Source organism: Microbacterium sp. NPDC088619 (assembly GCF_044752825.1).
Classification (GTDB): domain Bacteria; phylum Actinomycetota; class Actinomycetes; order Actinomycetales; family Microbacteriaceae; genus Microbacterium.
On sequence record NZ_JBIVLZ010000001.1, the window covers coordinates 2,599,669 to 2,617,159 of the forward strand.

Consider the following 17,491-nt stretch of genomic DNA (forward strand, 5'->3'; position numbering starts at 1 on the left):
GGGGACTAGCAAAACTCCTGGGCCGCGCTGAGGCCAGCCTCCGCGACACGTGCCGACACATTCGGGCAGCGAGTCGGCAGACGGATGCTGCTCAGTCGAGGTGTCGGAACTGCGGCCACAGCTCGACCCACGACGCCACCGGGTCCGTGCACACGCGGATCGGCACACCCTGCTCCTCGTTCTCGACCCCGACGCCGTTCTCGAGCACGCCGACGACGGTGCAGGTCTCGAAGTGCGCCTCGAGTGCGGGGCCGAAGTCGCCGACGACCACGACTGTCGTGGCATCCCGCGGAGGAGGGCCCGCGTCCCAGAGCGCGTTGTGTCCGCTCGTGATCGGTGGCAGATCGACCCCGAACCGGTCGAGCGCGCCCGCTTCGCCATAGTTCGCGGTGATGATCGCATCCGCCTCCGAGTCTCCGACCGCGGTCTCGATCTGTTCGACGTAGCGTTCCCACCCCACCTGATCGGCAGAGCTCGCGTTGACCGCCGCCAGGCCGCTCGCGCCGAAGGCCTCGACCGGGAGGAGGGGGAGCGACGTCAGCGCGCATCCGATGCTGTTGATGGCGATCGCCGCGAAGAGAAGCGCGCGCCGTCCGCGCGTGCGGGCCCAGTCGGCGACAGGGGCCGACCCGATCGCCACCAGCACCGAGAGCACGCCGAACGTGTAGTAGAACTGCGCCCCCGCAGCGAAGACGAAGACGACCATCACGGCGAAAGTGACCGAGATCCAGCGGATCGGCCGCCATTCGGGTCGACGGAAGAGCGAGATCAGTGCGACCACCCACCAGATCGCGAGCACCGGCCCGACCATGAGGATCAAGAACGGCCACATCATGATCCGCACCTCGTCGGCGTTGTTCTCGCCGAGGGCAGCTCCCATGGCGAGCTGTGGCCAGCCGTCGAGCGACTGGTAGAGGATGCTGGGCAGGGCGAGCATCGCGCACAGCGCCACGGCACCCCATAACCAGCCCGACCGGAACCACCGCCGAGGACCGAACACCGCGAGCCCGGTGGCGATGCCGATGAGCAACGCGACCACGAGCAGCTTGTTGAGAGCGCTGATGCCGACGATCGCGCCGACGGCGAGCCACCAGCGGCCGTCGTCGCGGAGCGTCGCTCGGAGTGCGAACAGCAGCGCAGCAGGCCAGATGACCAGGTCGAGGCTGGCGGTCAGGAGCACATGGCCGAAGGCGAGCGTCATCGAGGCCCCGGCCATGCCCCAGGCGGTCAGCGCCTGTGCGAGCCGTCCACCGCCCACCTCTCGCGTGATCAGTGTGAGGATCACGACGGATGCGATGGCGAAGAGGCCGCTCATGATGCGGCCGGCCACCACGGTGTCGCCGAAGATCGCCGCCGCCGCGGTGGCGATCAGGGGAGTCAGCGGAGGCTGATCGACATAGCCCCACGCGGGGTCGAGCATCCGGAAGTACAGCTCGTCGCGGTGGTAGCCGTATGCGGTCGCCGTGACGGCGAGCACGAGCGCCAGCGCGACCATCGCCGCCACCACCGGAGTGACAGCGAACCGCGACCGCTCGATCGGCATGCGCCCACCGTAGTCCCGTAGTGACCGGTGTGCCCGTCCGGTGTCCTCGTCGGTCGAGTCCCGGATCAGTCCCGCTCGCCGTCCACGGTCTTCATCGTGGAGGTGATGGGCCGCGGATCGGGCATGATCGTGTCGACCTGGGGTTTCTCGTTCGCCTGTGCTCGGCACCAGACCACGAACCCGACCGCGGTGAAGACGCCGTAGAACACGTACATGAATCCGGTGGCGTAGAAGCCCGAGCTGAACAGCAGCGGAACGCCCACCACGTCTACGGCGATCCAGATGAGCCAGAACTCGGTCCACCCCTTGGCCATGCCGTAGGTGGCGAGCAGCGATCCGACGAAGGTCCACGCGTCGGCCCACACCGGCTCCCACGAGCCGAGGGCTCGGAACAGCGGGGTCAGCGCGATCGTGCCGATCACCATCACCAGCACCAGGCCGATTCGGGCGCTGTTCGGCGCCCATCGCGGGGTCACCCGCCCGCCGTTCGAGGCCGCCTGACGCCACCGCACCCAGCCGTAGATCGCCACGATGATGAACATGACCTGACGGCCGGCCTGCCCGAGCAGATGCGGGAGCTCGTGGTCGGGGTTGAGGATGGACCCGAGGAAGACCGTGAGCAGCAGCAGGTTGCCGACGATGCCGACGGGCCACGCCCAGATCTTGCGCTGCATGCCGCCGAGAGCGCTGGCGAGGCCGAACGCGTTGCCCACCACTTCGCGGATCAGCAGCACCTGACCGCCTGGCAGCACCCACTGCGAGTTGAAGGCGTCTGCGAGCCAGAGAAGGGCGTTCATCGGATCTCGTCGGGGAACGGGCGCTCGTCGAGAACCAGCTGCAGGAAGGTGAGGTCGAGCCAGCGGTCGAACTTGGCGCCGACCTGCGGCATCCGCCCGACCTGCATGAAGTCGAGGCGCTTGTGCATGATGATCGACCCGGTGTTGCTGCTCTCGATCGCCGCGACCATGACGTGCTTGCCGAGGCTGCGGGCTCGGTGGATGAGCTCGATCATCAGGGCCTTGCCGATGCCTCGGCCGCGCTGACCGTCGCGCACATAGACCGAGTGCTCGACCGTGTGGCGGTAGCCGCTGTGCGGGCGCCAGTCGCCGAACGTCGCGTAACCCAGTACGCCGGTGTCATCGACCGCGACGAGCACCGGGTAGCCGCGGCCGGTGCGCTCCGCGAGCCAGCCGGCGCGATCCTCGACGGTGACCGCCTCTTCGTTCCAGATGGCGGTGGTGTTCAGCACCGCGTCGTTGTGGATCGCCGTGATCGCTTCGAGGTCGGCGGTCTCGGCATCCCGGATCTGGTGGTCGCTCATCGGGGTCTCCTGCATCTGCGCTCGGGTGCGCACTGGACGACGGTAGCAGGATGCCGGGGTGGGGATGCGGGAGACTGGCGTCATGTCTCTCGCTGAAGCGGTTCGCGACCGCATCGTCCGTGCGATCGACGACGAGCAGCTGGGTGCATACGGACTTCATGTGCTCGTCGGTCACGAATCAGCCCGGCATCGCTGGCGCAGCGACGATCGGGTGAACCTGTATTCGGTGTCCAAGGGGGTGAGCGCACTCGCGGCGGGGATCGCCATCGACGAGGGCGTCCTGTCGCTCGATACCCGAGCCGTCGATGTCCTGGCGGTGCCCGAGCGCGGCGCTGGTGTCGAACGGGTGACGCTCCGGCATCTCCTCACGATGACGAGCGGGATCGATTTCGAGTGGTTCGGCGACCAGGAGGTGCCTTGGCCCGACCTCGCCGTCGAGATGCTCTCTCGCCCGAGCCGAGGTGCGGGGGAGCGCTTTCAGTACTCGGATGCCAGCACCTACGTCGCCATGAGAATGCTCGGGGCTGCCGTCGGCGATGTGCGGGAGTGGCTGATGCCCCGACTGTTCCAGCCGCTCGGCATCCACAATCCGCAATGGTTGAGATGTCCGCTCGGATGGATCGTGGGCGGAAGCGGGCTGGAGCTCCGCACCGAGGAACTGGCTCGGATCGGGCGCGTGCTTCGTGATGGGGGCCGGTTCGGGGAGCAGTCCATCGTGTCGGAGCGCTGGATCGATCGGATGCATTCCGAGTGGGTCTCGTCGGGGGCGGGCGGCCTCTACTCCTCCTATGGCCTCGCCGCCTGGCGTGGGCCGCACAACGGCTGGCGTCTGGACGGGCGGTATGGACAGTACGTCTTCATCGACGATGCTGCGGATGCGGTCGTCACGATCACGGCGCATGAGGAGAAGAGCGATCAGCGGCTCGTCGAGATCGCGGCTGACGCCGTCGCCGAAGCGCTGTCAGGCGACGGGTTGTCGGGCGATGGTGTGTCGGGCGATGGGTTGTCGGGCGATGGTGTGTCGGGCGACGCTGGCTCGAGCCGCTGACAGCTGAACCTCGGCGCTCACTCCGCCGGTCGCTGCGGCGTGGGATTCCAGTAGCTGAGCTTCGCGGGCGAGAGCACGATCCAGAGCTGGGTGATCGCACCCGCCTCGACATGCAGGTTCATGACCGAGTGCACCTTCTCTCCGTCGCGGAACACCAGGCCGAGACCGTCGCCGAGCTGCCACTCCTCGGCGGTGAAATGCGGGTTCTTGGCTGCGATCCCGAGCAGGAAGCGCGCGACGTTGTCGGCGCCGCTCACGACGTTGCGTGCTGCGCTGACCACGCCGCCTCCGTCGCTGCGCAGTTCGACCTCGGGTGCCAGGAACTTCAGCAGCGGGGCGACTTCGCCCGTGCGCGTCGCCTGCTGGAAGGCACGCACCACGCGGTCATGCTCGGCGCGGGGCACGGCGGTCGCCCGGTTCTCGCGCACGTGACGACGAGCGGATGCCGCGAGCTGCCGCACTGCGGCAGAGGAACGGCCCACGGCCTCGGCGATCTCGTCGAACGGCACGGCGAAGACGTCGTGCAGCACGAAGGCCACGCGCTCAGCCGGAGTCATCGCCTCGAGCACGACGAGCAGCGCGGTCGAGACATCGTCGTCGAGAGTGACGCGATCGAGGGGATCCTCGGGTGTGGATGCCGTGCGCGATCCGATCGCGCCCGAGAAGAGCTCGGCCGGAACGGGCTCCGGCAGCCACGGCCCGACGTACTGCTCTCTCCTGCGCCGAGCGGAACCCAGAAGATCGAGGGCGACGCGTCCTGCGACGGTGGTGAGCCAGCCTGGCGGGTTCGCGATCGCCTCGCGCTCGGCCTCGGTGAGCCGGTACCAGCGCAGGTACGTCTCCTGCACGACATCCTCAGCATCCGCCAGCGTGCCGGTCATCCGATAGCCGAGGGCGAGCAGGCGGCGACGCTCGCGGAAGACGTCGTCCAGGTCGTCATCCATGGGGATCTCCTCCGGGTGGTGCGTTCGCGAGGTCGGGCGCGAGGTGTTGCGCTGGTGATGTTGTGCTGGTGGTGGGCTCATGGTGTTGTGCTCGTGGTGTCGTGCCCTCGCAGGATATGACGACGCAGGGCTGCGAGGTGTGAGGCCTCACATTCCCGGGCGCCGTCTCGTCATCTCTTTCAGACGGTGGGCGGTGGGCGCACGCGGGGTGCGCATGCGCGCCGCCGGAGTGGAGAGGGAGTCGCATGAGGATCGCAGTCGCAGGGGGCACGGGAGTGGTGGGTCGGTATGCCGTCGAGGCGGCGCGGGATGCGGGCCACGACGTTGTCGTGCTCTCGCGTTCGGCCGGCGCTGACGTGATCACCGGTGCCGGACTCGCCGACGCGCTGCAGGGTGTGGATGCTGTCGTCGACGTCACGAACACGACCACCCTGTCGGCCGCGAAGGCGATCGGGTTCTTCGAGACGGCGACCAGGAACCTGCTCGCCGCAGAGCACGCCGCTGGTGTCGGGCATCATGTCGCGCTGTCGATCGTGGGGATCGACGGGATCGACTCCTCCTACTACGCGGGCAAGCTCGCGCAGGAGCGCGCGGTGGCTGCGGGCTCGGTGCCGTTCACCATCGCTCGGGCGGCGCAGTTCCACGAGTTCGCGGGACAGCTGCTGTCGGGGATGTCCGGGCCCGTGGCGGTCATGCCGAAGCTGCTGATGCGCCCCGTGGCGGCGCGCGAGGTCGGTGCGCATCTGGTGCGTGTCGCCTCGGGTGCGGCAGTGGGGCGTGCGCGCGATCTGGTCGGGCCGCGTGATGAGGTTCTCGTGGATGTGGCGAGGCGACAGCTGGCTTTCGACGGGGTGCGGCGGCGGGTGCTGGGGGTGCGGTTGCCCGGCGCGTACGGGAAAGGGCTCGCGTCGGGGTCGCTGCGCGGCGGGGCCGATGCTCTGCAGGGGGAGGTCACGTTCGACGAGTGGCTGGGCAGTGAGGATCACGCCCGTGGGGAGCAGGCATAGCCATCGATCGTATGGCGGCATACCGACCGAGATTCGAACATATCTTCTAAACTGGAGACATGCCGAATCCCCGTCTGTCTCCGATCCTCGCGGCCGTCGAGCGCCTCGGCGACGCATGGGCGGATGCCGAGAGAGGCTGCGATCTGTCTCGCCGCGAACTGCTCGATGCGCACCGTGCGGTGAGCCAGGCGCAGCGCTGCCTCGACGGGCTCCACGCAGAACTCGCCGCCGCGATCGCGCACGAATCACGACCGGAACTGGGCTCGGACGGGCTCGCGAAACAGCAGGGCTACCGGAGCGCGGCGACGATGATCGCAGCGACGACCGGCGGGGCGCCGGGAGACGCGAAGCGCCTCATCACGGTCGGTCAGGCTGCAGCGTCGCGCACCGACCTGCTGGGCGAGGTGCTGCCCGCGAAGTATCCCGTGTTGGCGGCAGCGCTCGCCGCGGGGGACATCTCTGTGGCTGCTGCGGCGCTCATCGTCAGCCTGCTCGAGCGTATCCGGCTCAAGGTGGGGTCGGCCCGGGTCGAAGAGGCCGAGCGTCTGCTCGTCGACCGGGCGGCAGGCATGTCCCTCGGCGACGTCGGCAAGCTGGTGTCCCGTGCCGAAGCCTGGCTCGACCCCGACGGCATCGCACCCAAAGAGCGCGAGGCTCGCGACCGTCGTTCCCTGACGATGTTCGAGCGCGATGGTTCGCTTCACCTCGTCCTGCAGACCGACATCGCATCGGGGGCGCCGATCAAGGCCGCGATCCAGGCATATGTGGCGGCTTCGTTTCAGTCGCGGATCACCGCGACAGACCCCGACGCGCCGGATGCCGATCGCCGTTCGGTCGCGATGATCCAGGCCGATGCGCTGACCGCCATCTGCGAGCACGCGATCGCCTGCGACAACGGCGGTATGCCTGCATCGGGTGCGACCGTGGTGGTGCGCGTGAACCTCGATCAGCTCACCTCAGGCGAGGGCAGCGCGACGATCGACGGCAGCGACCAGCCCGTAAGCGTCAGCACCTGCCGTCGGATGGCCGCGGGTGGCGGCATCATCCCCGTGGTCCTCGGATCAGTGGGGGAGATCCTGGACTGGGGCCGAGAGAAGCGGCTCTTCACTCGCGCACAGCGATTGGCGCTCGTCGAGCGAGACGGCGGATGCGTGATGTGCGGTCTCCCGCCGCAGATGACGAAGGCGCATCACATCAGGTGGTGGCAGCGAGACACCGGACCCACCGACCTGAACAACGGCGTGCTGCTGTGCGAGTCGTGTCACCACCGCATCCACGACAACGGGTGGGATATCCGCATCGACGGGGTCGGTCGCGCCGCGCGAGTGTGGCTCATCCCACCTCGGAGCATCGATCTCGAGAGGACGCCGCGCCTCGGAGGCAGGGCGCGCTATGACATCGCGGCCTGAGGCCGGTTCTGCAGCGCCCGTGTCAGACGTGCACGTCGGCGGGCGATTCCTCGCCCTCGTGGAAGTTCGGCTTCTTGCCGATCAGGCGACCGATTCCCAGGATGATCCCGACGATGATCAGGCCGGCGATCAGGCCGGCGATGGCCGAGAACAGGGTGTCGCCGATCCAGACGATGACCCCGCCGAGAGGCTCAAGAGCATGCTCGATGCCGTGCAGGATGTCGGCGCCGAAGTGCACCCCCACCTCACCGAGGTTCACGAGCAGCAGATGCCCACCGACCCACAGCATCGCGACGGTGCCGAGGATGCTGATGAAGCGGAAGACCGCCGGCATCGATCGCACGATTCGCATGCCGGTGTGGCGCACGCGCTTCGAGGGGTTCTTCGCCATCTTCAGGCCGATGTCATCGATCTTCACGAGCAGCGCCACGGCGCCGTAGACGACGCCGGTCATGAGCAGCGCGATCACGGCGAGGATGGCGAGGGTGGTCCAGATGTCGAGACCGGCCTCGAGGTTCGCCAGCGAGATCAGCATGATCTCGGTCGACAGGATCAGGTCGGTCCGCACGGCACCCCAGACGAGCTTGTTCTCGTTGCGGTCGCTCTCGTCGGCGTGACCATGCTGCACACCGAACCACTCGAGCACCTTCTCGGCGCCCTCGAAGCAGAGGTACGCGCCACCCAGGATCAGCAGGTACGGCAGCACCCACGGCGCGAACGCTGTGAGAAGCAGTGCGATCGGAATGATGATCACGAACTTGTTGGCGAGAGATCCCAGAGCGATCTTCGCGACCACCGGCAGCTCGCGTGCGGGCGTGATGCCCTGAACGTACTGCGGGGTCACCGCGGCATCGTCGATCACGACGCCCGCGGCTTTCGCCGAGGCCTTCATCGCCGCGCTGAGGATGTCATCGACGACGGCGAGCAGTCCAACCGACATGTGCGTCTCCCTGTTGTGTATGTAGCGGAGCAACTCTATCGACTGCGCACAAACTCACAGCCCGCTCACAGTCCTGCGGGACCAAAACCGGCGTCCCCCTGGTTCTTCTCTATGACGCTGCAGCCAGCCGCGTCGGACAAGGAGTCAGATCATGTCGAACGAGTACAGCAAGACCCCCGGGGCCGTCAGCGACCTCACGCACCTGCAGTACGAGGTGACGCAGGAGGACGCCACCGAGCCGCCATTCCGCAACGCGTACTGGAACACCCACGACGACGGCATCTACGTCGACGTCGTCTCGGGCCAGCCGCTGTTCGCATCGACCGACAAGTTCGACAGCGGCACCGGATGGCCGAGCTTCACCAAGCCCATCGAAGCCGATGCCGTGACCACGCGCACCGACCGCAAGCTCTGGATGAAGCGCACCGAGGCGCGATCCACCGGCGCCGACAGCCACCTCGGGCACGTCTTCGACGACGGACCCCGCGACGCCGGCGGGCTCCGATACTGCATGAACTCGGCCGCCCTGCGGTTCATCCCGGCTGACAGCCTGGAAGATGAGGGGTACGGTCGCTACCGTCACCTCTTCCCCACCACCCCCACCTCTGAGGAGCAGTCATGACCGACAACGGAACCATCACCCGCACCCCCGGAGCTGAGACCGCCGTGCTCGCCGGCGGCTGCTTCTGGGGCATGGAAGACCTCATCCGCCGCCAGCCGGGCGTGCTCGACACGCGTGTCGGCTACACCGGTGGGCAGAACGACCACGCCACCTATCGCAATCACCCGGGTCACGCCGAGGCGGTCGAGATCGTCTTCGACCCCACCAAGACGACCTATCGCGACATCCTCGCGTTCTTCTTCCAGATCCACGACCCGTCGACCAAGGACCGTCAGGGCAACGACATCGGCTCGAGCTACCGCTCGGCGATCTTCCCGCTCAGCCCCGAACAGGAGGCCGTCGCGCGCGACACCATCGCCGACGTCGACGCCTCAGGCCTGTGGCCGGGCAAGGCCGTGACCACGATCGAGCCCGCGGGCCCCTTCTGGCAGGCCGAAGAGGAGCACCAGGATTACCTGATCAAGTACCCGAACGGCTACACCTGCCACTTCCCGCGCGCGGGATGGGTGCTGCCGAAGCGCGAGCAGAGCGCGACGGTCTGACCGGGTTCAGCTCTCCGACAGGAATGCCAACGCGGCTTCCTTGAAGGCGCGAGATCCCGGGGCGTTGAAGTGGTTGCGTTCCGGGATCTCGAAGAACCGCCCCTGTGGGGCAGCAGATGCCAGGGCCCGTGAGCCCTCGATGATCGCGTCCTTCGACCCTGTCGCGAACAGGATCGGGCTCGCCGGGGCGTTCGACGGATCGGGGTCGATCGTCCGTGACGACCGCATCCCCTCGGCCAGCGCCACCAGCGCGCCGAGGTCGTTGCCGGGCACGCGCTCGGTCAGTGTGATGTAGTTCTGCGTCGTCGGATCCGACACGGGCGTGCCGTCCGCCAGGTATGCGCGCACCTGATCGAGATCGAGCCGGGCGAGAGGGATGCCGTCGGGCACCCCGCCGAGCACGGCACGGCCGATCCGGTGCGGCAGGTCACGCACGACCTCCCAGCCGACCCGTGCTCCGAGCGAGTATCCGATGTACACGGCTTCGTCGACCAGGTACGTGTCCATGACCGTCTCGACATCGGTGGCCAGCGTGCGGATGCCATAGGCGTCGGCCTGATGCGGCTTCTCACTGAGGCCATGGCCGCGCTGGTCGAGCGCGAGCACCCGATACCCGGACTTGGTGAGCTCGCGGACCCACCCCGTGAGCACCCAGGTGTCACGGGCGCTCGACGCGAAACCGTGCACGATCACCGCCACCGGGGCGTCGAACTCGCCCCACGTGTACGTCGCGAGGCGAGTGCCATCGGCGGCATGCACCTGTTGCGGTTCGGGCATCTGGGTCAGGTCGGAGAGGGGAACAGCCACGGCATCCATTGTGCTCCCCTGATGAAGCCTGGATACGCCGAGACCCACCGGCCCCGAGGGGACGGTGGGTCTCGGTCGTCAGCGGATGCGACTCAGAAGCGAGCGCGCAGGGCGTCGCCGAGCGAGGCGTCGACGTTCGTCCAGTACTGGAAGAACCGCTCGCGGATCGCGTCGATCGTGATGCCCTGACCCTGGCCGGTCAGCGTCTCGAGGAAGCGCGCGCGCTGCTCGTCGTCGAAGACCGTGCGGTAGAGCGTGCCCGCCTGACCGAAGTCGTCGTCGTCGAGGTGCAGGGTCGCCGCGGCACGGATCAGCTCGCCATCCGACTCCCAGCTCGCCTCGATACCCGCGGCCGGGTCGGCCGTCGGGCCACCGGCAGGACCGTACGAGTTCGGCGTGTAGACGCGGTGCTCGGCCGGGTTGAACTTGTACTGCATCTGGCCCTCGTGCATGTAGTTGCGCACCTCGGCCGCGTGCGGCTGGTTGACCGGCAGCTGGTTGTAGTTCGCTCCGATGCGGTACCGCTGGGCGTCCGAGTAGGCGAACACGCGAGCCATGAGCATCTTGTCCGGCGAGATGCCGGTGCCGGGAACCTGGTTGCCGGGCGAGAAGGCGGCCTGCTCGATCTCGGCGAAGAAGTTCTGCGGGTTGCGGTCGAGCGTGAACGTGCCGACCTTGATGCGCGGGTAGTCCTTCTTCGACCAGGTCTTCGTCAGGTCGAACGGGTTGAAGCGGTAGGTCTTGCCCTCTTCGTAGGGCATGACCTGCACGTAGACATCCCACGAGGGGGCGTCGCCGCTCGCGATCGCGTCGAACAGGTCGCGACGGTAGTAGTCGGCATCCGACCCTGCGAGCTTCTCGGCCTCGTCGGCGCTCATCGCCTCGACGCCCTGCTTCGACAGGAAGTGATACTGCACCCAGAAGCGCTCGCCTGCGGCGTTGACCCACTGGTAGGTGTGCGAGCCGTAGCCGTTCATGTGGCGCCAGCTGCGCGGCAGGCCGCGGTCTCCCATCAGGTACGTGACCTGGTGGGCGGACTCGGGGGAGAGGGTCCAGAAGTCCCACTGCATGTCGGCGTCGCGCAGACCCGAGTCGCCGAGACGCTTCTGCGAGTGGATGAAGTCGGGGAACTTCATGGCGTCGCGCAGGAAGAAGGTCGGGGTGTTGTTGCCGACGATGTCGAGGTTGCCCTCGGGCGTGTAGAAGCGCAGCGCGAAGCCGCGCACGTCGCGCCAGGTGTCGGGCGAACCCTGCTCGCCGGCGACCGACGAGAAGCGCAGCAGCGTCTCGCTCTGAGCGCCGGGCTGGAAGGCCGCGGCGCGAGTGTACGCCGACACGTCCTCGGTGACGGTGAAGGTTCCGAAGGCCCCGCCGCCCTTGGCGTGGGGGTTGCGCTCCGGCACGCGCTCGCGGTTGAACGACGCGAGCTTCTCGACGAGGTAGCGGTCGTGCAGGACGGTGGGGCCGTCTGCTCCGACGGTGAGCGAGTGCGCGTCGCTCGCGACGGGAGTACCCGTCTGGGTGGTGGTCGATGGGTCGGTCATGTTCTTCTCCTTCTGCGCACAGGCACGACGATCACCCCGGGTGCCCGGGATCGGACGTCGGATGCTACTGCGCGGCGTTCTGGCAACTGGGGCACAGGCCCCAGAAGGTCACTTCGGCTGTCTGGACGGTGAATCCCCCCGCCGAAGACGGGGTGAGGCACGGCGCTTCGCCGACGACGCAGTCCACATCGCCGATGGCGCCGCACTGGGTGCACACGATGTGGTGATGGTTGTCGTCGATGCGCCGTTCGTAGAGCGCCGCGGAGCCTGCCGGTTCGATCCGACGGAGCAGGCCCGCCGTCGTCAGGTCCGCGAGGATGTTGTGCACCGACTGGATCGACGTCGTCGGCAGCACTTCGGACACGGCGCGGAAGACCCGCTCCGCATCCGTGTGGGCCATGGATTCCAGTGCCTCGAGAACGGCGACGCGGCCCGCGGTCGCGCGCAGCCCGGCACCGCGAAGTGCCGAGTCGAGTTCTGTCTCCATGCCTCGACTCTACCGTTTATTTTGAGTAACTCAAAAGAATTGCGTGTCGGCCGCGCGGGTTGCATCCTGCACACGCGCACGTAGCGTGAAGGGATGTCTACGAGAAGAGCGGTGACAGTGGGACTGATCCTGATGGCGGGCGTCGCGCTCGCCGGATGCAGTGACGAACCCTCAGGGTCGGGCAAGGGATCCCCGTCGCCCTCCGCCTCGGCGTCGAGCCCCGCGTCGACCGCGACTCCGGACGCCAGTTCCGATGAAGCGCTGCTCCCCGTGCCTGTCGACGAGATCGCCGACTGGGCGAAGACAGCTGTCCCTGGCCCGGACGCCGACGGGTACATCTTCGGCTTCTCCGGATGGATGAGCGAGAACAGCTCCGCCAACGACGTGACGACCTTCACGTCACTCGCGCCGGGGTCGTACCAGGCTCAGTTCGCCTGCAGGGGGGACGGCACCATCACGCTCACGACCAGCGAACTGGACGAGGAATCTCCGTCGGAGCCGATCGTGTGCGCCGACGAGACGATCGCCTTCGACGTCACGACCGCTCGCACCGGAGTGCGATTCGAGCTCGCTCTCGAGGGCGCGCCCACCGTCCACGCGCTGTCGCTCGTCGCGACGCCCTGAGCACGCGGCCGTCTGGAGCCACTGACGCGGTCAGGACTCCGAGGGCACGAGGGGCAGCTCGAGCCCGTAGTTCCACGTCAGGATCGCCGGCTGCTCGCGGTAGAAGCTCAGCACCGACACCGATCCGGCATCCAGCGTGATCTGCGCGCCGAAGCGCGGAGCGAGCCGCAGGTAGACCGCGGTGAGGATGCGGAGGAAGTGGCCGTGCGCGACCAGCGCCACATCGCCCTCGGCGAGTGCGGGCAGGACTCGGGTGAGCACGCGGGATGCGCGGGCCGCGACCTCCTCGACGGTCTCGCCCGGCGTCGCACCGCGGATCACTCCGTGGGTGAACGCGCTCCAGTCGTAGCCGAGCTCCTCGCGGATGTCCTTCGTCGTGCGACCCTCGTATCCGCCGTAGTCCCACTCGACGAGCAGCGGATCGACCTCGGCGTGGAGTCCGGCGAGCTCGGCCGTGCGCCGGGCGCGTTCGAGGGGCGAGCACAGCACGAGCGAGAAGTCGTAGTCCGCGACCAGCTGTCCGGCGCCGCGGGCGAGGTCCTCGCCCCGCGCCGTGAGCGGGATGTCCGTGAGACCCGTGTGCAGGCCGGCCCTCGACCACTCGGTCTCGCCGTGCCGCAGCAGCACGAGCTTTCCCGAGGGGTTGTCGGGCGCGGGGCGGTCGGGCAGCTGGTCGTACAGGGGGAGCGCAGGCACACCGCAACCGTAGTCCGACGTCGGGGGCCCGGTCACCGGGTGATCGTGAATCCTCCGCCGCGCACCCGCACCTTCCCGCTGCCCACGGCCTGGCCGCGCTGCGATCCGTCTGCCTCGTAGGCCCGTCCGGAGCCTGGTGCGAGCGCAGCGACCCGCTGATCCCGGCGGGTCCCGTTCGCATAGAGCACCGCCGCGCCGGAGGTCGTCGAGTACACCGCGTTCGCGACGGCCGGCTGGATCACCAGAGCATCGAGCCGCAGGTCGCCGGTGCTCGTGCAGCGCACGGTCACGGTCTCGGCGGGCAGGTCGCCACCGAGCAGCTGCGGCACCAGCATCCCGTCAGCCTCGGTGAGGCCACGATCGCCGGTGCCACCCGCGGGCGTGCGAGTGCTCCACACACGCCGGCGGCCGCGGAACACCTCCCACACCGCTTCGCCCGCATCTGCCGCCTGTCTCCAGACGAGACCATGCAGGATGCCGGAGGCCTCGGTCACGTCGAACTCGACGGATTCGCCCGAGGGAACCCGCACGTACGCGCCACCCGAGAGGTTGCCCTCGCCGATCCACGCGCCGCCCTCGGGGCGCACGACCACGCAGCCCGCCGAGAGCCGAGCGTTCTCGGCATCGATCACCCGCAGCCCCGAGAACGACGACAGTCCGGTGATCGACGTCGCGATCCGGGCGATGTCCCGGTTCGCATCGAGCAGCAGCATCGTGAGGAGACCATGGATCGTGGATTCGGCCCCGGAGTTGCGATTCACCCGTCCGTCGGTCTCGACGCCGTCGAACGTCACGCCGGTGGCGGGGTCGTAGACCGGGATGCCTGCGGTGTTCGCGCCGAAGAACCACCCGGCGGCGAGCCCCGCGAGCACGCGCAGCCCTTCACCGCCGACGGATGCCGCCTGCACTGCCGCCGCGACGCGACCATGCGCGCCGTACGCGATCTGGGCCTCGGCCGGCAACGGCGCCCACGCGTTGTGCGGTCCGCCTGAGGCGAGCACCTGCGGGGTGAAGGTGCCGGCATCCGCGATGGCCGCGGCCTTCCACCCTCGATGTCGCAGCAGCGCACCGGCGCGAGCGAGAGCCTCGGGAGCGGCCGCGCCCCAGGCGTGCCAGAACCCGAGCGAACCGGTCCACGGCAGCACGGCACCGAACGGCCAGCCCTTCGCGGGATCGGTGGCCATCGCCGCCACCCCTTCGCCATATGTCTGCAGGGCCGCGCGACTCCGTGCGTCTCCGGCTTCGGTCGCGGCGGCGAGTCCGAGCATGGCCTCGGCCGTGGCATCCGCTCCGCCGGCGATCAACCAGGCGGGCAGGTCGCGTCCGTCGCTGCGCACCCACTGCCCGGCGCGCGACAGCGACTCGCGACCGAGCGCATCGAGAGCCAGATGCAGCCGCGAGAGCAGGAAGGCCGCGAACTCCGCATCCTCCCGGCGGAACGCGGCATAGCCCTCGCCGAACGCCCACACCGTGCGCGCCAGCCAATACGACTCGGCGGAGTCCGACGGGTCAGGCAGCTCGACGGGGATCGCGCTCGGGTTCAGCGTGCCGTCCTCCTGCTGCCACAGCACCACGCGCCCGGCATTCGGACCGCTCGTCGTCTGCAAGAAGGCCAGCGACCGCAGCACATCGCGTGCCTCGTCGCGGCTCTGCACGTCGCCCGTCGCCTTCCACGCGCGCAGGAACACGATCGCGGCTCGCGCGATGTCATCCGCGTTGTAGGCACCCTGCGTCCAGTACCCGGTCACGGCGTCGCGAGTGCCGCCACCCACCGGGCGGAATCCTCCCGCGCCGTCGGTGTCGGCATACGTCCACGGCGCGAGCACGCGCGGTGACGCCTCGATGCCGAACGTCGTGTGCGTGGCGCTCGCCACGACGGGCACCTCCGCGAGCAGAAAGCGCAGGTGTGCGAGGTTCGTGAGTCGCGCACCCGCACCCGCACCCGCACCGGCACCCGCGCTCGTGGGCAGAGACCCGAGAGGCAGACCGGCAGTGGATGCCGAGGCGTGAGCTCCGGCCGGATCGAGCGGGAGCAGTGCGAGTGCGGAGGTCGTAGCGGCAGCGGTCAGGAACGTGCGACGCGAGATGCCCATGTCATCACTCCTCGCCGGCATCCCGCAGTGCACGACCCCACGGCTGGGCGGGGTCGTGGATGGCGACGGCCAGCGTCGTGTCGGACTGCCCGTAGTACGCGAACCACTTGTCCTGGAACTTCACGAGCCCCTCCACGAAGGTCACGTTCGACACCAGACCGTTCATGTCCTCGAAGGTCTGCGGCCGCAGCCACGGCTCCTGCAGGCGAGCGATGACCTTCGTCGGCTCATCGGGGTCGATCGCGATCTGACCGCAGCGGTAGTCGACGTCGACCGAGCCGTCGTCGTGCACGGTCCTGGTCGCCCCGTTGGTGAGGAAGACGAGCAGTCCGTTGTCGGCGAGCACGGGTGAGGTGCCGATCTCGACGAGGGCTTCGTCCCAGGTGCCTGGCGTCGGCGAGTACATCGGCTCGGTGTCGGCGGTGCCCGGCGTCCAGTGGATGAGATCGTCGCTGGTCGCCCAGTAGATCGCCCCCTCGCCGAAGTACATCCACCACTTCCCGTGCATCATCGTGGGCACGATGACACCGGCCTTCGACCAGTTGAACCCGCGGGGGTCCATGGTCTTGAACGTGTCGAAGTCGTCGAACAGCGGACCGTGCTTGGTCCAGGTGCGCAGGTCGGTCGAGGTCGCGAGGCACAGCTGCGCGCTGCGTCGATCCCAGCCCGTGTAGGTGAGGTAGTAGGTGCCGTCGATCAGCGCGATGCGTGGATCCTCGCATCCGAACCGCTCGTAGTCCTCGGAGGGGGAGAGGATCGGAGCGTCCTCCCTGGTGAAGTTCAGGCCGTCGCTCGATCGAGCGATGCCGATGTGCGACACGATGTCGTCTGCGTGCGCGCGGTAGAGCAGCACGACCTCGTCGCCGTCGACGAGCGCGGCCGGGTTGTAGAGGTTGGCCGACTCCCAGCTGTCGCCTTTCGGGCGCAGGATGGGGTTGCCCTCGTAGGGGACGAACGGGCCGAGGGGGAAGGATGCTCCGGTGAACATGGGGGTCCTTTCGGGGATTCTGGGGAGGGAGCGGCTAGCCCTTGACGGCCGCGCCGAGGTCGGTGGCTCGGAAGAAGCGCTGGAAGACGATGAACAGGATCACGACGGGGAACGCCAGTGCCGTGGCACCCGCGAGGATCGCGCCGTTGGGGTTCGCCGTCGACTGCGCGACGTTCGAGATGTAGTTGGCGAGAGAGACGGCGAGCGGCTGCAGCGACGCGTCCTTCGTGATGAGGAACGGCCAGAGGAACTCGTTCCACGGGCCGATGAAGGTGACCAGCACGACGGTCACGAGCACCGGCTTGATCAGCGGGATCGCGACGGAGGTCAGCAGTCGGATCTCGCCGGCGCCGTCGATGCGCGCGGCCTCGAAGATCTCCACAGGCAGCGCCTTGAAGAACTGCACGAAGATGAACACCGCCGTCGTGTTGATGAGGAACGGCAGGATCATGCCCATGTACGAGTCGCCGAGCCCGTAGTTGCGGGTGATCTGCACGTAGAGCGGGATCATCAGCAGCTGGAACGGCACCATCTGCACGAGCAGCATGAGCACCCAGATGACGCCTCGGCCGCGGAAGTCGAGTCGCGCGATCGCATACCCGGCGAGCAGGCCGAACACCACGGTGCCCAGCAGCACTCCGGCCGTGAAGATCAGCGAGTTGAGCAGGGAGCCCGCGAGGTCGATGCGGGAGTCGATCGCGACGAAGTTGTCGACCGTCCATCCGCTCGTCGGGAAGAGCTCGTTCGGCGAGTTCGTCGGGTTCTCCTGGAACGCGCCGACCAGCATGAAGTAGAACGGGAAGGCGAAGCCGATGGCCGCGACCGTGAGCAGGATCAGACTCAGGATGCGGGGCAGTGAACGCGTGCGTCTCATGG

Annotated in this window: 18 protein-coding genes; 6 read left to right on the forward strand and 12 right to left on the reverse strand. The window is 68.2% G+C overall.

Annotated elements, in window-relative coordinates; genetic code table 11:
• Positions 1-91 precede the first annotated feature (91 nt).
• From ACIP5T_RS12530 to ACIP5T_RS12540, 3 genes are all read right to left on the reverse strand, one after another.
• Positions 92-1,543: an ArnT family glycosyltransferase gene (locus tag ACIP5T_RS12530; RefSeq protein WP_400863590.1), complete on the reverse strand. Its 1,452-nt coding sequence runs from the start codon at positions 1,541-1,543 to the stop codon at positions 92-94.
• A gap of 65 nt (positions 1,544-1,608) precedes the next feature.
• Positions 1,609-2,340 (reverse strand): nicotinamide riboside transporter PnuC, encoded by a 732-nt coding sequence (pnuC, locus tag ACIP5T_RS12535; protein WP_400863593.1) that lies wholly within the window; start codon positions 2,338-2,340, stop codon positions 1,609-1,611.
• A complete protein-coding gene (locus ACIP5T_RS12540; protein ID WP_400863596.1) occupies positions 2,337-2,864 on the reverse strand; it encodes a GNAT family N-acetyltransferase in 528 nt (175 codons plus the stop codon). Before ACIP5T_RS12540 ends, pnuC begins: the two co-directional genes overlap by 4 nt.
• Before the next feature lie 82 nt (positions 2,865-2,946).
• Between ACIP5T_RS12540 and ACIP5T_RS12545 the strand changes: the two genes are divergently transcribed.
• Positions 2,947-3,912: a serine hydrolase domain-containing protein gene (locus ACIP5T_RS12545; protein WP_400863599.1), complete on the forward strand. Its 966-nt coding sequence runs from the start codon at positions 2,947-2,949 to the stop codon at positions 3,910-3,912.
• 17 nt (positions 3,913-3,929) lie between these two features.
• Here the strand turns inward: ACIP5T_RS12545 and sigJ are convergent, their stop codons facing one another.
• Positions 3,930-4,856, reverse strand: a complete 927-nt coding sequence (gene sigJ, locus ACIP5T_RS12550; protein WP_400863602.1) for an RNA polymerase sigma factor SigJ — start codon at positions 4,854-4,856, stop codon at positions 3,930-3,932.
• A 245-nt stretch (positions 4,857-5,101) separates the two neighbouring features.
• Between sigJ and ACIP5T_RS12555 the strand changes: the two genes are divergently transcribed.
• Entirely contained in the window at positions 5,102-5,863 is a 762-nt protein-coding gene (locus ACIP5T_RS12555; RefSeq protein WP_400863605.1) for an SDR family oxidoreductase, read from the forward strand.
• A 59-nt stretch (positions 5,864-5,922) separates the two neighbouring features.
• Entirely contained in the window at positions 5,923-7,272 is a 1,350-nt protein-coding gene (locus tag ACIP5T_RS12560) for a DUF222 domain-containing protein (protein WP_400863608.1), read from the forward strand.
• Positions 7,273-7,294: 22 nt separating this feature from the next.
• Here ACIP5T_RS12560 and ACIP5T_RS12565 read toward each other — a convergent pair whose 3' ends face one another.
• On the reverse strand, positions 7,295-8,212 hold the full coding sequence (locus ACIP5T_RS12565; RefSeq protein WP_400863611.1) for a DUF808 domain-containing protein: 918 nt from the start codon (positions 8,210-8,212) through the stop codon (positions 7,295-7,297).
• A gap of 151 nt (positions 8,213-8,363) precedes the next feature.
• Here ACIP5T_RS12565 and msrB point away from each other — a divergent pair, with 151 nt between their 5' ends.
• Positions 8,364-8,834, forward strand: coding sequence for a peptide-methionine (R)-S-oxide reductase MsrB (gene msrB, locus ACIP5T_RS12570; protein ID WP_400863614.1), 471 nt, complete (start codon positions 8,364-8,366; stop codon positions 8,832-8,834).
• Entirely contained in the window at positions 8,831-9,376 is a 546-nt protein-coding gene (gene msrA, locus ACIP5T_RS12575; protein ID WP_400863616.1) for a peptide-methionine (S)-S-oxide reductase MsrA, read from the forward strand. The genes msrB and msrA overlap by 4 nt, the downstream gene beginning before the upstream one ends.
• Positions 9,377-9,382: 6 nt before the next feature.
• Here msrA and ACIP5T_RS12580 read toward each other — a convergent pair whose 3' ends face one another.
• The 3 genes from ACIP5T_RS12580 to ACIP5T_RS12590 all read right to left on the reverse strand — a co-directional run bounded on the left by ACIP5T_RS12580 (position 9,383) and on the right by ACIP5T_RS12590 (position 12,214).
• Entirely contained in the window at positions 9,383-10,192 is an 810-nt protein-coding gene (locus tag ACIP5T_RS12580) for an alpha/beta fold hydrolase (RefSeq protein WP_400863619.1), read from the reverse strand.
• Between the two features lie 83 nt (positions 10,193-10,275).
• Positions 10,276-11,727, reverse strand: a complete 1,452-nt coding sequence (locus tag ACIP5T_RS12585) for a catalase (protein WP_400863621.1) — start codon at positions 11,725-11,727, stop codon at positions 10,276-10,278.
• A 64-nt stretch (positions 11,728-11,791) separates the two neighbouring features.
• Positions 11,792-12,214, reverse strand: a complete 423-nt coding sequence (locus ACIP5T_RS12590) for a Fur family transcriptional regulator (protein WP_341955827.1) — start codon at positions 12,212-12,214, stop codon at positions 11,792-11,794.
• 93 nt (positions 12,215-12,307) lie between these two features.
• Between ACIP5T_RS12590 and ACIP5T_RS12595 the strand changes: the two genes are divergently transcribed.
• On the forward strand, positions 12,308-12,838 hold the full coding sequence (locus tag ACIP5T_RS12595; RefSeq protein WP_400863624.1) for a hypothetical protein: 531 nt from the start codon (positions 12,308-12,310) through the stop codon (positions 12,836-12,838).
• Positions 12,839-12,868: 30 nt separating this feature from the next.
• Here ACIP5T_RS12595 and ACIP5T_RS12600 read toward each other — a convergent pair whose 3' ends face one another.
• From ACIP5T_RS12600 to ACIP5T_RS12615, 4 genes are read right to left on the reverse strand one after another with little or no spacing between them, the layout of a single operon-like run.
• Complete coding sequence (locus tag ACIP5T_RS12600; protein ID WP_400863627.1) at positions 12,869-13,534, reverse strand: histidine phosphatase family protein; 666 nt, start codon at positions 13,532-13,534, stop codon at positions 12,869-12,871.
• Positions 13,535-13,566: 32 nt separating this feature from the next.
• Entirely contained in the window at positions 13,567-15,627 is a 2,061-nt protein-coding gene (locus ACIP5T_RS12605; RefSeq protein WP_400863630.1) for a hypothetical protein, read from the reverse strand.
• A gap of 4 nt (positions 15,628-15,631) precedes the next feature.
• Positions 15,632-16,615: a glycoside hydrolase family 130 protein gene (locus ACIP5T_RS12610; RefSeq protein WP_400863633.1), complete on the reverse strand. Its 984-nt coding sequence runs from the start codon at positions 16,613-16,615 to the stop codon at positions 15,632-15,634.
• Positions 16,616-16,649: 34 nt separating this feature from the next.
• Positions 16,650-17,489, reverse strand: coding sequence for a carbohydrate ABC transporter permease (locus ACIP5T_RS12615; protein WP_400863635.1), 840 nt, complete (start codon positions 17,487-17,489; stop codon positions 16,650-16,652).
• Positions 17,490-17,491 lie beyond the last annotated feature (2 nt).